We start from the raw sequence: 15,216 nt of genomic DNA, 5'->3' as shown, positions 1-15,216 counted from the left end.
TACTACCCTTTCGGAACCCCAGCGAAACTGAGAGGCTGCTTCCCTCCAGCCGCGCCGCGAGTCGTTGCGCCCCCGGCGCGTCTTTCGAATCTGATGGTGACGGCCTTGTAGCCGGGGGTGTTGGATTCGCGGGCGACGAGGTCCTTGTGGACCAGGACGTTGGCCTCGGGGTAGTACGCGGCGGCGCAGCCCCTCGCGGTGGGGTACGCCACGAGGCGGAACGACTGGGCGCGCCGCTCCTCCCCCTTGAAGACGGAGACGACGTCGACGAGCTCGCGGTCCTCGAAGCCCAGCTCGGCCAGGTCCTCGGGGTTCACCAGCACGACGCGGCGGGCGTTGGAGATGCCGCGGTAGCGGTCGTCGAGGCCGTAGATGGTGGTGTTGTACTGATCGTGGGAGCGCAGGGTCTGCAGGATCAGGTGCCCGGCTGGGGCGGTGAGGTACTCCAGCGGGGAGACCGTGAAGCTGGCCTTGCCGATGGCGGTGGCGAACGTGCGGGTGTCCCTCGGCGGGGAGGGCAGCACGAAGCCGTTCTTGGTCCGCACGCGCGTGTTGTAGTCCTCGAAGCCGGGGATCACCCGGGAGATGTGGTCCCGGATCACGTCGTAGTCCTCGGCCATGGCCCGCCAGTCGATCGGGTGGTCCTCCCCGAGAGCCGCCTGGGCCATGCGTGCCACGATCACCGGCTCGGCGAGCAGGTGCTCCGAGACAGGGCGCAGCCGGCCCTGGGAGGAGTGCACCACGGACATCGAGTCCTCGATCGAGACGAACTGCCGCCCGCCCGGGTGCTTGTCGTCCACGTCCGTCCGCCCCAAGGTGGGCAGGATCAGGGACGTGCGCCCGTGGGCGATGTGGGAGAGGTTCGGCTTGGTGGACACGTGAACCGTCAGCCCGGTCCGCTTCAGCCCGGCCCGGGTGTGCTCGGTGTCCGAGGCAGCGGAGAGGAAGTTCCCGCCCATCGAGACGAACACGTCCACCTCCCCGGCCTCCAGGGCGTGCTGGGTCTCCACCGACTCGTACCCGTACTCCCGGGGGAACGGGAGCCCGAACTCGGCCTCCAGGGCGGCGATGAACCTCTCGGACGGCTTCTCCCAGATCCCCATCGTCCGGTCGCCCTGGACGTTGGAGTGCCCGCGCACCGGGCACGCCCCGGCGCCGGGCTTGCCGAAGTTCCCCTGCAGCAGGAGCAGGTTCACGATCTCCTTCAGCGTATTCACCGAGTGCGGCTGCTGCGTCAGGCCCAGCGCCCAGCAGATGATCGTCGACTTCGACGCGATCAGCATCTGCGCGACCTTCTCGATCTGGCCCCGGGACAGCCCCGTCGCGGCCTCGGTCTCCTCCCAGTCCAGGGTGCGGCGCGCCTCGCGATACGCCTCGAACCCTTCGGTCTGCGCCTGAACGAACGAGCGGTCGACGACGGTGCCCGGGTTGCGCTCCTCCTCCGCCAGGAGCAGGTGGCCGAGGGCCTGGAACAGGGCCAGGTCCCCGCCGACCCTGATCTGCAGGAACTCGTCCGCGACCTTCTCCCCGCCCCCGACCACGCCGGCGACCGACTGGGGGTCCTTGAAGCCCATGAGCCCGGCCTCCGGCAACGGGTTCACCGCCACGACCTTCCCGCCGTTCTTCCTCGCCTCCACCAGCGCCGAAAGCATGCGCGGGTGGTTCGTCCCCGGGTTCTGCCCCACCACCAGCACCAGCTCGGAGTGGTGCAGGTCCTCCAGCGACACCGTGCCCTTCCCGACCCCGATGGTCGGGTTCAGGGCGAACCCCGAGGACTCGTGGCACATGTTCGAGCAGTCCGGGAGGTTGTTCGTCCCCAGCGAGCGGGCGAAGAGCTGGTACAGGAACGCGGTCTCGTTCGCCGTCCGTCCCGAGGTGTAGAACACGCACCGGTCAGGGGTCGTGGCACGGATGTGCTCCCCGATCAGCTCGAACGCCTCGCCCCAGGAGATCGGGCTGTAGTGCGTCTCCCCCGGCCGGATCACCACCGGCTCCGTGATCCGCCCCCGGGACCCGAGCCAGAACTCGCTCCTGCCCTCCAGCTCCGCGATCGAGTGCTGCGCCCAGAACTCCGGCGTCACCGTCCGCAGCGTGGACTCCTCCGCGATCGCCTTCGCCCCGTTCTCGCAGAACTCCGCCGGCTTCCGCGCCCCCGTGATCGACTCCGGCCACGCGCACCCCGGGCAGTCGAACCCGCCCCGCTGGTTGATCCGCAGCATCCCCCGCACCGTCCGGGCAACTCCGGCCTGCGCCAGGCCGCGCTCGAGCGCGACCGTGACAGCCTTCACCCCCGCCGCGGCCTTCTTAGGGGCGTGGACCTCAAGGGCATCCTCATCGATGTCCTCAACCTGCGGCTTCTGCGCGAACACAGGCGACTCCTTTCATAGAGCAGGGATAGTTCAATCTAGGCGGCGAACAGGGCGCCGCGCACGGCGACCTCAAAGCCTTCCACATGCTGACGGGAGAGTTCAGCGGCGCGCTCCTCGTCGCCGTCGACCACTGCCTGCAGCAGTGCGATGTGCTCGTGGAGGTGACCGCCGAGCCCGGGCAGGCGATCCATGACGAGGCACCAGATGCGGGTCGCGAGGTTGTCGTACCGCACCAGGGCGTCCTCGAGGTGGGGGTTGCCGGCGGCGGCATAGATGGCGCGGTGCATCTCGGCGTCGCACGCGAGGGTCTCGCCGACGCTGGCAGACGGGACGTCGAACGCCCTCACTTTCTCGATCAGGGACAGCAGACGACGGCGGGCGGCCGGCGTGGCGAGCCGGGCCGCCCTTGCAGCGGCGAGCGGCTCAAGCTGGGTCCTGATCTCGGAGATGTAGGCGAGATCGGTCACTTCGACGGGCATGGCAAAGGTGCCGCGGCGCGGATACGTGACCACAAGGCGGTCGAGCTCGAGCCGCTTGAGCGCCTCGCGGACCGGGGTGCGGCCGAAGCCGAGCTCCTTCGCGAGGGCGTCGTCGGTGATGGGGTCTCCCGGGCGAATCTCGAGGGTGAGCAGGCGATCGCGCACGACACGGTACGCCACCTCCGCCAGAGATGGACGCTCCTGGGGATCAAGGCCGACCACTTGAGCCACGGCATGCTCCTTCGTTATTGACCCGCTCGCGTTGAGCAGTATAACCTGAGTCACATCGCTAATATATCAGAGTTGTATCAGATGCATACGACTCTCCTACCAGGAGATCCGATGACCACTAGTGAGACCGCCACCCCGCTGGCTGAGCCCGCTGCCTCGTCGACCCTCCAAGGGAAGGGCCGGGGACCCGGGCGCACCTCCGTGCTGACCCTCTCGTGCCCCGAACGGCCGGGAATCGTGCAGGCTGTCACGAGCTTCCTGTACCAGCACGGCTTCGACATCGTCGAGCACCAGCAGTTCGATGACCGCGAGCGCGGAACCCTCTTCCTCCGGACGGCCTTCTCGACCGAATCTCCCGTGGACGCCCAGGAACTCACCGACGAGTTCCAGGCGACCGCGGACGAGTTCGGGATGAGCTTCTCGTTCCAGGACGACTCGAAGCTCCGGCTCCTCGTCATGGTCTCGAAGTTCGGGCACTGCCTCAACGATCTCATCTTCCGCTGGCGTGCCGGCACGCTCGGCGGCGAGATCGCACTCGTCGTCTCGAACCACGAGGACCTCCGGCCCATGGCGGAGGCGGCAGGCCTTCCGTTCGTGCACGTCCCGGTCACGGCCGCCACGAAGGAGGAAGCCGAGTCCCGGCTGCTCGCGCTCGTCGACGAGCACGGCATCGACCTCGTCGTCCTGGCCCGCTACATGCAGATCCTCTCCGACGACCTGTGCCGGTCCCTCGAGGGCCGCGCGATCAACATCCACCACTCGTTCCTCCCGGGCTTCAAGGGCGCGAAGCCGTACCACCAGGCGTACGAGCGCGGCGTCAAGCTCGTCGGCGCAACGGCGCACTATGTCACGGCGGACCTCGACGAAGGACCGATCATCGAGCAGGAGGTCATCCGGGTGGACCACACGTACCACCCCCACGATCTCGCCACCGTGGGGCAGGACGCCGAATGCCTCGCCCTCTCCCGCGCAGTCCGCTGGCACTGCGAGCACCGCATCCTCCTCGACGGCGCGAGCACCGTCGTCTTCCGCTGACCACTGACCCTCCACGAGCCAAGGAAGATCAATGACCACTCCCCCTCGCGTCGTCATCATCGGCGCCGGCATCGTCGGCACGAACCTCGCAGACGAGCTTGTCCAGCGCGGCTGGACGGATATCACCGTCCTCGACCAGGGCCCGCTCGAGATGCCGGGCGGCTCCACCTCTCACGCCCCGGGCTTGGTATTCCAGACCAATGCCTCGAAGACGATGACGCTCTTCGCCAAGTACACGGTGGAGAAGCTCCTCTCGATCGACTGCTTCAACCAAGTCGGCGGCCTTGAGGTCGCTACAACGGAAGCCCGGTACGAGGACCTCAAGCGGAAGCTCGGCTACGCCCAGTCCTGGGGCGTCGACGCCCGGCTCGTGGACGCAGCGGAATGCAAGCGCATCTACCCCTTCCTGAACGAGGAGATCGTCCTCGGCGGTCTGCACATCCCGAGCGACGGCCTGGCCCTCGCCGCGAAGTCCGTCCAGATCCTCATCGAGCGGACGCGCGAAGCCGGGGTTGTCTTCAAGGGCTCGACGCCGGTCACCGGCATCGCCGTCGAAAGTACAGAGCGGTCCGGCGGCCGCGTCACCGGCGTCGAGACCCCCGACGGCGTGATCCCTGCCGACATCGTGGTCTCCTGCGCGGGCTTCTGGGGCGTCGAGGTCGGTGCAATGGTCGGCATGTCCATCCCGCTGCTCCCCCTCGCGCATCAGTACGTCAAGACTGGCCCCGTTCCCGCTCTCGCGGGCCGCAACGAGCAGCCCAACGGCGCGAGCCTGCCGATCCTGCGCCACCAGGACCGCGACCTCTACTACCGCGAGCACGGCGAACGCTACGGCATCGGCTCCTACGCGCACCGGCCCATGCCGGTCGTCGCCGCCGATCTCGGCCTGACTCCACAGCACGTCGACGAGCACAGCATGCCCTCGCGGCTCGAGTTCACGCCCGAGGACTTCGCTCCGTCCTGGGAAGACTCGAAGGAGATCCTGCCCGCCCTGCGTGACACGGAGATCGAGGACGGCTTCAACGGCATCTTCTCGTTCACCCCGGATGGCGGCCCGATCGTGGGCCAGCACCGGGATCTCGAGGGCTTCTACGTGGCCGAGGCCGTCTGGGTGACCCACTCGGCCGGCGTCGCCCGCGCCGTCGCGCAGCTGCTCACCGCGGGGAGCTCCGAGATCGACCTCGGCGAATGCGACGTCGCCCGCTTTGAAGACGTCCAGCTCTCCCGCTCCTATGTGAGCGAGACGTCGCAGCAGAACTTCGTTGAGATCTACGACGTCCTGCACCCCCTTCAGCCCAAGGAATCCCCGCGCAACCTGCGCGTGAGCCCGTTCAATGCCCGTCACCGCGAACTCGGCGCGTACTTCCTCGAGGGCGGCGGCTGGGAGCGGCCGTACTGGTTCGAGGCGAACGCTCACCTGCTGGACGAGCTCCCCGCCGAGTGGCAGCCACCGGCCCGCGATGACTGGTCCGCGCGCTTCAGCTCCCCTATCGCCGCAGCCGAGGCGTGGAAGACGCGCACCGCCGTCGCCATGTACGACATGACGCCGCTCAAGCGCCTCGAGATCTCGGGACCAGGCGCCGTCACGCTCCTCCAGCGCCTTACGACAGGCGACGTCGCCAAGAAGCCCGGAGCCGTGACCTACTGCCTGCTCCTCGACGAGCAAGGCGGGATCCGCAGCGACATCACCGTCGCACGGCTCGACGAGGAGACGTTCCAGGTCGGAGCCAACGGCAACATCGATCTCGCCTACTTCACCCGCGAAGCGCGCCGCCAGCGCGCCGAGGACCCGACGCAGTGGGCGCAGGTCCGCGACATCACGGGCGGGACGTGCTGCATCGGCCTGTGGGGCCCGCTGGCCCGCGAGGTGGTCTCGGCCATCAGCAGCGACGACTTCTCGAACGACGGCCTGCGCTACTTCCGCGCGAAGAAGGCCACGATCGGCGGCGTGCCCGTCACCGTCATGCGGCTCTCCTACGTGGGTGAGCTCGGCTGGGAGATCTACACCAGTGCGGACAACGGCCAGCGGCTGTGGGACGTGCTCTGGGAGGCCGGGCAGCCGCACGGCATCATCGCCGCCGGCCGCGCCGCATTCAGCGCGCTCCGGCTCGAGAAGGGCTACCGCTCGTGGGGCACCGACATGACCACCGAGCACAACCCGTTCGAGGCCGGACTCGCCTTCTCCGTGAAACTCTCCAAGGAAGGCGGCTTCGTGGGCAAGGCCGCTCTCGAGGGCCTCAGCGAGGACTCTTCGGCACGCAGGCTGCGGTGCCTGACGGTCGACGACGGGCGCTCAATGGTGCTGGGCAAGGAGCCGGTGTTCTACAAGGACGAGCCGGTGGGCTACGTGACGAGCGCCGCCTTCGGCTACACGATCGGAAAGCCTATCGCGTACGCGTACCTCCCGGGCGGAGTCGCCGAGGGCGACGCCGTGGAGATCGAGTACTTCGGCAATCGGATCAGGGCCACTGTCACACCCGAGCCCTTGTACGACCCGGAGATGAAGCGCCTGCGCGGCTGATCTCCGGATCCTTCCCCGGAATGTGAACGGCCCGGTCCCGATCAGGGGACCGGGCCGTTCCCCTTGTGGCGAACTGAGTGTGATCCTGCCCTCATTTACACCATCGCTCTGGCAGAATCACCACATGGGGAACACTTTTGTGTCCGAGGACCCGAACGAACCCGACGAGACGCGTTCCGGGAACGGCGTCCAAGCAGTCGAGCGGGTGGTACGCGCCCTCGAAATCCTCGCCAAGGAAGGCAGCGCGGCCGTCGGCGATATGGCCGAATGGATGGGCGTTCACAAGTCGACGGCGTCACGCATCCTGGGCGCGCTCGAGACCCACGGCTTCGTCCAGCAGAGCAGCCGCCGAGGCAAGTACCAGCTCGGCGTCGGCCTCCTCCGCGTCGCGAGCTCCATTCCCCGCAGGCTCAGCCTCGTCCACACCGCGCGGCCCGTCCTTGAGGATCTGGCGCAGCAGTTCGGGGAGACCGTCAACCTCGCCGTGCGGCGGGACGTCTACGCCGTCAATGTGGACCAGGCTATGGGCTCCGCGAACCTCGCGACATATGACTGGATCGGCAACCTCACACCGCTGTATGCCACCTCGAGCGGCAAAGTCTTCCTCGCGTATCTGCATTCGTCGGACCGCGAGGAGCTGTTCCACCAGATCGAGCTCAAGTCCCTGACTCCGCACACGCACAGTCGGCAGCAGCTCGAGAAGGAGTTGCCCGACATCGTCCAGAAGGGCTTCGCCACGACTCACGGCGAGCTCGAGGACGGGCTCAACGCGATCGCGGCCCCGGTCTTCGGGCACATGGGCGACGTGATCGGCGCGGTGAGCCTCTCCGGGCCCGCCTTCCGCTTCGAGCCCGAGGACGACGTCGTCGTCAAGGCAGTCGTCTCGGCCGGCGAGGAGATCACCGAACGCATGGGCGGCCCGGCCTCTCACGATCGCTCGTGAGAGGCCGGGCCGCCTAAATTTTCGGTTGCTCGACGCCTAGCCGCCGAAGTCGGCGTGGTGGCGCGGGGGGTGGGGGCTAGTCGAACCAGCCGCTCGGCGCGGGGGCGATGTTCTGCCAGATGTGCTTGGCCTCGCGATATTCGTCGAGCCCCGCGTGCCCGAGCTCGCGGCCGATCCCGGACTTCCCGAACCCGCCCCACTCCGCCTGGGGGACGTACGGGTGGTAGTCGTTGATCCACACCGTCCCGTGCCGCAGGGCGCCGGCCACGCGTTGGGCCTTGGACGCGTCCGAGGTCCATACCGCCCCGGCCAGACCGTACTCGGTGTCGTTCGCGATCGAGATCGCCTCGGCCTCGTCCCGGAACGTCTCGACGGTGAGGACCGGGCCGAAGGACTCCTCCCGCACCACGCTCATCCCCGACCGGCAGTTCCCCAGCACGGTGGGCGGGTAGAAGAACCCGTCGGCGAGTGGCCCGTCCTGAGGGATGTAGCCGCCGCACAGGAGCTCGGCACCCTCGGCGATCCCGGCCTGGACGTACGCGTGCACCTGGTCGCGGTGTTTGGCGGAGATGAGTGGCCCAGTCTGGGCGTCGGGGTCGAACGGGCCGCCCATCCGGATCTTCTGGGCCCGTTCGACCACCTCGGCCACGAACTGCCCCGCAATCGACTCCTCGACCACGAGCCGCGCGCCCGCCGAGCACACCTGACCAGAGTGCAGGAATACCGCCGTGAGCGCGTTGTCCACGGCCGCGTCCCAGTCCGCGTCCGCGAAGACCACGTTCGGGTTCTTCCCGCCGAGCTCGAACGCCACGCGCTTCACCGTCTGGGCGGCCGCGGCCATGATGGTCTGCCCCGTGGAGAGGCCTCCCGTGAGCGAGACAAGGTCGACGCGCGGGTCCGCGCTCAGCGGGCCGCCCACCTTCGACCCAGTCCCCGTCACGAGGTTCGCCACGCCGGCCGGGACGCCGGCTTCGGCGAGCGTGTCCATGAGCAGGATGGAGGTCGACGGCGTCAGCTCGCTGGGCTTGAGCACGAACGAGTTCCCCGCGACGAGGGCTGGGGCGACCTTCCACGCCGCCTGCAGGAGCGGGTAGTTCCACGGGGCGATGAGGGCGCAGACGCCGAGCGGCTCGTAGACCACGCGGCTGATGGCGTTCGGCCGTCCCGTGTCGATCACCCGGCCGGCGTCGAGGCCGGCAACCTTGCCGTAGTAGCGGAAGCAGGCGGCGATGTCGTCCATGTCGTACTCGGCCTCGACGAGCCGCTTGCCCGTGTCGAGCGCTTCGGCCCGCGCGTACACGGCCTTGTCGCGCTCGAGGAGCTCGGCAACCCGGAGCATGACCGCGCCCCGCTCGAGGTCTGTCATCCGTCGCCAAGGGCCGCCGTCGAACGCGGCACGCGCGCTCGCGATCGCGCGCTCGGCGTCCTCCGCCGTCGAGGAGACGACGACGGCGACCTCCCGCCCATCCGCCGGGCAGCGCACGGTGGAGGTCCCGCCGTCGGCCGCCCGCTCCCAAGAACCTCCGACATAGAGGCCCTTGATCGTCCGGGCCGCTAGCTCGGGGCTGAGCGTTGCTACTTCAGCCATGCCGCCACCTTGTCCGGGTTGGCGTCGATCCACTTCTGGGCCGCCGCGTCGGGGCTCATGCCGTCCTTCGCGATGTAGCCGGCGACCATGTTCTGGTCCTGGTTGGTCCACTTGAAGTTCTTGACCAGGTTGTAGGCCGGGCTGCCGGAGTTGGCGAACTTGGTGGAGACGATCTTGTTCAGGTCGTACTTGGGGTAGTCGCAGGCGACCTTGGCGGGGTCGGCGTCGCACCCGTCGGTGTAGGCCGGCAGGTTCACCTTGACCAGCGGCACCTCGTTCAGGAACCACTGGGGCTCGTAGAAGTAGCCGATGAGGGGGGTGTGGTTCTGCTCGGCCTGCCGGAAGGCCTGGATCAGCGCTGGCTCGGAGCCTGCGTAGACCACCTTGAAGTTCAGCCCGAGGTTCTTCACGAGCGCCTCGTCATTGGTGACGTAGGACGGGTCGCCGTCGAGAAGCTGGCCTTGGCCGCCGGACTCGGAGGTCTTGAACATGTCCGCGTACTTGTTCAGGTTCTTCGAGTCGGTGATGTCCGGGTACTGCTTGGCCATCCACGGCGGAACGTACCACCCGATCACTCCGGTGTTGCCGGTGGGCCCGGCGTCCTGGGCGGTCTTCTGCTGCTTGATGTACTTGTCGGTGAGATCGGGATGGCCCCAGTTCTCCAGGACGGTGTCCACCTCGCCGCTGCCGAAGCCCTGCCACGCGACCTCTTCCTTGAGGGTCTTGTAGTTCACGGTGCAGCCGAGCTTTTCCTTTGCCACCGTGCCGACCACGTAGGCGTCCGCCTCGTAGCCCACCCACGGGTTGACGGCGACGTTGAACGCCCCGCACTTGGACGCGCCGCCGGCGGCGTTGGACGTGGCGGAGATGTCCCCGCCGCCGCAGGCCGTCAGACCCAGGGCCGCAGAGAGGACGGAGGCCGCGACGGCCGCGGGTTTGATCCATTTCTTCATGGCTGTTTCCTTCTGTGAGGTTCAGTCGGTGGAAGTTCAGCTGGAGGTTCTAAGCCCTGCCCAGGCGGGCAGCGGCGTGCTGGGTGATGCGGTCGAGCATGATGCCGAGCGCGGTGATGGCGATGCCGGCGGCCAGGCCCTTGCCGAAGAGCTGGCCCTGCGAGAAGCCGGAGACCACGAGGTAGCCGAGCCCCCCGCCGCCGACGAGCCCGCCGACGACGACCATGGAGAGCACGTACAGCAGGCCCTGGTTCGCAGCCAGCACGACGGCGGCGCGGGACATGGGCACCTGGACCTTGGACACCATCTGCCAGCCGGTGGTGCCCATCGACTCCGCGGCCTCGACCGTGGTCGGGGAGACTCCGCGGATGCCGTCCGCGACGAGCTTGGTCGCGATCGGCACGCCGTAGGCGAGGGCTGCGACGATGGCGGTGAAGCGGGTGGGCCCGAACAGTGCCAGTGCCGGGACGAGGTAGACGAAAGACGGGATGGTCTGGAACGCGTCCAGCACCGGCCGGATGATCGCATCGGCAAGCCTGCTGCGCCCCATCCAGACGCCGACGACGACGGCCGCCACGACGACCAGGAGGGTCGCCACCAGGGTTGTGGCGAGGGTCTTCATGCTCTCGTTCCACAGCCCCGTTCCCAGGATTACCGCCTCGCAGGCAGCCGCGGCGACGGCGGCCCGCCGCCCGCCCAGGGCCAGGGCGATCCCGAGCAGCACGAGCGCCATGACCCACCACGGGGACTGTGCCAGCAGCGACTCGAGCGGGTTCACCAGCAGGGTGGTGATGGTGTCCTTGAGCCAGCCGGTGAAGCCGGAGAACGTGCCCACGGTCCAGTTGGTCGCGGCCGAGACGGCCTTGCCCAGCGGCCCGCCCAGATCCGGGGAGGCCGGGAACTTCGCCAGGGCGAGGTAGTTGTGCGAGAGGTAGATGGCGACGGCGGCGATCACCGCCCCGGCGATGACGCCGACACGCCGGGCGCGCGGCCCGCGGAAGCCGCCCGCGCTTGTCCCGCGCGCCACGCGCGCTTCGATCCCGGAGCGCTCGGAGGCGGCCGTCGTCGTGCGGTCGAGCATGATCGCCATGAGGACGATGGCCAGGCCCGAGACGAAGGCCGAGCCGACGTCCAGGGACTGCAGCGACTGAAGGACGGGCTGGCCCAGGCCCGGGCCGTTGATGAGGGCGGCGATGGTGGCCATCGACAGGGCCGCCATCGTGCACTGGTTGATCCCGACGACGATCGTGCGGCGGGCCATGGGCAGCTGGACCTTGGTCAGGGTCTGCCAGGCGGTGCCGCCCATCGAGGTCACCGCCTCGAGCGTGGTGGGCGAGACGTTCCGGATGCCATGCTCGGTGATGCGCACCAGCGGCGGCAGCGAGTAGATGATCGTGGTGACGATCGCCGCGGCCGGGCCGATGCCGAACACAAGAGCGAGCGGGGCCAGGTACGCGAACGACGGCAGGGTCTGCATCAGATCCAGCACCGGCGAGATGATCGCCGAGACGCGGCGGCTGCGGGCCATCCAGATCCCCAGCGGGGGCCCCAGGATTGCGCACAGGCCCACGGCAACGAACGTGACGACGAGGGTGTCGATGCTCTGCTGCCAGTAGCCGAAGAAGCCGAACAGCAGCACGCACGCCCCGACCAGGAGCATCGAGCGGACCCCGGCGAGCGCGAAGGCCAGCCATGCCAGCAGCACCACGACGCCGAGCCAGCCGACCTGGGGCACCGGCCGCAGGGCCGAGGGCTGGCTGAAGAGGCTCTGCAGGAACGCCACGAGCCCGTTGAGCCCGTCGGTGAGCGGCTGGACGACGTACTCGAAGACCGCCGAGTTGCTGCGGGCGGCATCGAAGCTGTCACGGACACTGTTGAGCCAGAGGTGGAAGTCCGTCTTCTCGGCCCCGCCCAGCTCGAGCGTCTGGGTCCCCTTCAGGACGGCCCACAGGACAAGCCAGAGGACGACGACGGCGCCCAGCAGGAACGGCCGCCAGTGGCGCCGGACCGAGATGCGCGGCCTGCTGGCTCGGGTAGTGGCCGGCGGGCGCGCGGCAGGCCCGGTGGGGCGCTCGCGCACCGCCGTCGCGCTCATGCGCCCTCCTCGGCGACGACGACGCGCAGGATGTCCTCGTCGTCGACCACGCCGAGGAAGCGGTCGTCGTCGTACACCCGGACCGGGAGGGAGGACGCGAGGACCTGGCGGGCCGCGTCGCGGACGATCTGGTTCGCCTGCATCACGGGCCCGTCCAGGGACTCGCCGTCGTGGGCGGGGCGGACCACGTAGCGCAGGGTGAGCACGTGCGAGCGCGGCACATCGGAGACGAAGTCCCGCACGTAGTCGTCGGCGGGGTTCGCCACGACCTCGGCGGGGGTGCCGATCTGGACGATCTCGCCGTCGCGCATGATCAGGATCCGGTCCCCCAGCCGCAGGGCCTCCTGCAGGTCATGGGTGATGAAGACCATCGTCTTGCCGACCTCCTCGTGGAGCCGGCACACCTCGTTCTGCATGTCGCGGCGAATCAGCGGGTCCAGCGCGGAGAACGGCTCGTCGAACAGCAGCACCTGCGGGTCCACCGCCAGCGCGCGGGCCAGGCCCACGCGCTGCTGCATGCCGCCCGAGAGCTGATCGGGGAAGGACCCCTCGTACCCCGACAAACCCACCAGGTCCACCATCTCCTGGGCGCGCGCCAGCCGCTTGGCCTTCGGCTCGCCGCGGACCTCCAGGCCGTAGGCAACGTTGTCGATCACCTTCCGGTGCGGCAGGAGGCCGAACTGCTGGAAGACCATGGCCATGTGGTTCCTGCGCAGGGCCCGCAGCTGGGCCTTGCCCGCCTGGGTCACGTCCTCCCCGTCGATCCTCACGGTTCCCGCCGTCGGCTCGATCAGCCGGGTCAGCAGCCGCACGAGCGTGGACTTGCCCGAGCCGGACAGGCCCATCACCACGAACACCTCGCCCTGGGCCACCTCGAACGAGACGTCCTTCACGGCAGCGAGGCAGCCGGTCCTGCTCTGGAGCTCCTTCCTGGAGAGGTGCTCGTCCGGAGTGCCGATGATCCGGTCAGCCTTGGCGCCGAAGATCTTCCACAGCCCTTCGACCTTCAGGGCCGGTTCGATGGAGTCCGCGCGGCGTGCCGCGCGGCGGCTAGTTTCGGGGTCCAGTGTCGGTGCGGTCATGATGCCTCCTCAAGCTCGCTGACCGTGGAATGGCGGTAGAACGGCTCGGGCTCCGCGGGGAGCTGGCGGCCGAGGATGAGGTCCGCGGCCTTCTCCGCGAGCATCATGACGGGGGCGAAGATGTTGCCGTTGGTCACGTACGGCATCGCGGAAGCGTCCGCGACGCGCAGGCCCTCCGTGCCATGGACCTGCATGGTGAGCGGGTCAACGACCGCCAGGGGGTCCGAGGCGGGCCCCATCTTGGCCGTGCAGGACGGGTGGAGGGCGGTCTCGGCGTCCCGGGCGACCCAGTCCAGGATCTCCTGATCCGTCTGAACCGCCGCGCCAGGCGAGATCTCACCGCCGTTGAAGGGTGCCATGGCCGGCTGGCGGAGGATCTCGCGGGACACGCGGATCGCCTCGATCCACTCGCGGCGGTCCTGCTCGGTGGAGAGGTAGTTGAACAGGATCGACGGACGGGCCGTGGGATCCGTCGAGCGGATCTTGAGCTGGCCGCGGGCATCGGAGTACATGGGGCCCACGTGCACCTGGTAGCCGTGTTCGACGTCGGCCTTCTTGCCGTCGTAGCGGACGGCGACCGGGAGGAAGTGGTACATGAGGTTCGGGTATTCGACGTCGTCGTTGGAGCGGACAAAGCCGCCGCCCTCGAAGTGGTTCGTGGCCGCCGGGCCCTTCCGGCCAAGGAGCCACTCGAGGCCGATGAACGGCATGCGCCACAGCTCGAGCGAAGGCTGCTGCGAGACCGGCTGAAGGCACGCGTGCTGGATGTAGACCTCGAGGTGGTCTTGGAGGTTCTCTCCCACGCCCGGAAGCTCGACGCGCGGGGTGACACCCACGGAGCGGAGGTGCTTCGGGTCGCCGATACCCGCGAGCTGGAGCAGCTGGGGCGTGTTGAATGCACCGCCACAGAGGATGACCTCTCCACCGCCCACCGTGTGGGTCTGGCCCGCGTGGCGATAGGTCACGCCAGTCGCGCGATTGCCTTGGAACTCGATCCCCGTGACGTACGCGAGGGTCTGGACGGTGACGTTGGGCCGCTTGCGGGCGGGGCGCAGGTAGCCGCGCGACGCCGAGTAGCGCTCGCCCTTGTGCACGTTCCGGTCGAACGGCCCGAAGCCCTCCTGCCGGTAGCCGTTGACGTCGTCCGTCCGGGGGTAGCCAGCCTCGACGGCGGCATCGAAGAAGGCCTGGAACAGCGGGTTCGTCGCCGGGCCGCGCTCAAGGATCAGGGGACCGTCGTGGCCGCGGTAGGGGTCATCGGGCGCGGCTGCCAGGGCGTTCTCCATGCGCTTGAAGTATGGGAGGCAGTGAGCGAAGTCCCAGGACTCCATGCCTGCGTCCGCTCCCCAGCGTTCATAGTCGAGGGGGTTGCCGCGCTGGAAGATCATGCCGTTGATCGAGCTCGACCCGCCGAGCACCTTGCCGCGGGCGTGGGCTACGCGCCGTCCGCCCATGAAGGGCTCGGGATCCGACTCGTACCGCCAGTCATAGAAGCGATTGCCGCTGGGGAACGTCAGCGCTGCGGGCATCTGGATGAACAGGTCCCACGGGTAGTCGCTTCGACCGGCCTCGAGAACGAGAACTGACTGATTCCCCTCGACGCTGAGGCGATCGGCCAGCACGGCGCCGGCGCTGCCCCCGCCGACGATGATGTAGTCATAGTGTTTGGCTGTCATGCTGCTTGCTCCTTGGCCCTTCTGGGGGTGTTGACCAGCGAATTGCGTCACATGCAACTGGGTTCGGCATACACAACAGTGAGTCAGGTCACAGGCAGTGTCAAGCACTTTGGGGCCATGAGGGAAAAATGTCACGCACCTGAAACAGGTGCGGGAAATGCGGGGAAATTGGCCGTTGACGCGGGGGCGCAGAGATGGCTAGCCTGATTGATATATCAGACTCTCCCAAACCCACATATCAGAA

The 15,216-nt window shown here is 68.4% G+C and carries 10 protein-coding genes; 3 read left to right on the top strand and 7 right to left on the bottom strand.

The window, feature by feature from the left end; genetic code table 11:
- Positions 1–2: 2 nt before the first annotated feature.
- Complete coding sequence (locus E5679_RS10585) at positions 3–2,369, bottom strand: FdhF/YdeP family oxidoreductase (RefSeq protein WP_138415541.1); 2,367 nt, start codon at positions 2,367–2,369, stop codon at positions 3–5.
- A 35-nt stretch (positions 2,370–2,404) separates the two neighbouring features.
- Positions 2,405–3,079 carry a GntR family transcriptional regulator gene (locus E5679_RS10580; RefSeq protein WP_249336070.1) on the bottom strand — a complete coding sequence of 225 codons (675 nt, stop codon included), beginning with the start codon at positions 3,077–3,079 and terminating at the stop codon, positions 2,405–2,407.
- A 111-nt stretch (positions 3,080–3,190) separates the two neighbouring features.
- Here E5679_RS10580 and purU point away from each other — a divergent pair, with 111 nt between their 5' ends.
- The 3 genes from purU to E5679_RS10565 all read left to right on the top strand — a co-directional run bounded on the left by purU (position 3,191) and on the right by E5679_RS10565 (position 7,578).
- A complete protein-coding gene (gene purU / locus E5679_RS10575; RefSeq protein ID WP_138415539.1) occupies positions 3,191–4,114 on the top strand; it encodes a formyltetrahydrofolate deformylase in 924 nt (307 codons plus the stop codon).
- A gap of 31 nt (positions 4,115–4,145) precedes the next feature.
- Positions 4,146–6,635 (top strand): GcvT family protein, encoded by a 2,490-nt coding sequence (locus E5679_RS10570; protein ID WP_138415537.1) that lies wholly within the window; start codon positions 4,146–4,148, stop codon positions 6,633–6,635.
- Between the two features lie 124 nt (positions 6,636–6,759).
- Positions 6,760–7,578 (top strand): IclR family transcriptional regulator, encoded by an 819-nt coding sequence (locus tag E5679_RS10565; protein WP_138415535.1) that lies wholly within the window; start codon positions 6,760–6,762, stop codon positions 7,576–7,578.
- Positions 7,579–7,654: 76 nt separating this feature from the next.
- Here the strand turns inward: E5679_RS10565 and E5679_RS10560 are convergent, their stop codons facing one another.
- From E5679_RS10560 to betA, 5 genes are read right to left on the bottom strand one after another with little or no spacing between them, the layout of a single operon-like run.
- On the bottom strand, positions 7,655–9,166 hold the full coding sequence (locus E5679_RS10560; RefSeq protein WP_212746926.1) for an aldehyde dehydrogenase family protein: 1,512 nt from the start codon (positions 9,164–9,166) through the stop codon (positions 7,655–7,657).
- Complete coding sequence (locus E5679_RS10555; RefSeq protein ID WP_138415532.1) at positions 9,154–10,119, bottom strand: ABC transporter substrate-binding protein; 966 nt, start codon at positions 10,117–10,119, stop codon at positions 9,154–9,156. The genes E5679_RS10560 and E5679_RS10555 overlap by 13 nt, the downstream gene beginning before the upstream one ends.
- A 49-nt stretch (positions 10,120–10,168) precedes the next feature.
- On the bottom strand, positions 10,169–12,214 hold the full coding sequence (locus E5679_RS10550) for an ABC transporter permease (RefSeq protein WP_138415530.1): 2,046 nt from the start codon (positions 12,212–12,214) through the stop codon (positions 10,169–10,171).
- On the bottom strand, positions 12,211–13,296 hold the full coding sequence (locus tag E5679_RS10545) for a quaternary amine ABC transporter ATP-binding protein (RefSeq protein WP_138415528.1): 1,086 nt from the start codon (positions 13,294–13,296) through the stop codon (positions 12,211–12,213). Before E5679_RS10545 ends, E5679_RS10550 begins: the two co-directional genes overlap by 4 nt.
- Complete coding sequence (gene betA / locus E5679_RS10540) at positions 13,293–14,972, bottom strand: choline dehydrogenase (RefSeq protein WP_138415526.1); 1,680 nt, start codon at positions 14,970–14,972, stop codon at positions 13,293–13,295. The genes E5679_RS10545 and betA overlap by 4 nt, the downstream gene beginning before the upstream one ends.
- Positions 14,973–15,216 lie beyond the last annotated feature (244 nt).

Origin of the sequence: Sinomonas gamaensis (assembly GCF_005876955.1) — a bacterium.
GTDB lineage: Bacteria > Actinomycetota > Actinomycetes > Actinomycetales > Micrococcaceae > Sinomonas > Sinomonas gamaensis.
Note: the sequence above shows the minus strand (reverse complement) of the source record. Positions and strands in the feature narration are given on the sequence as shown.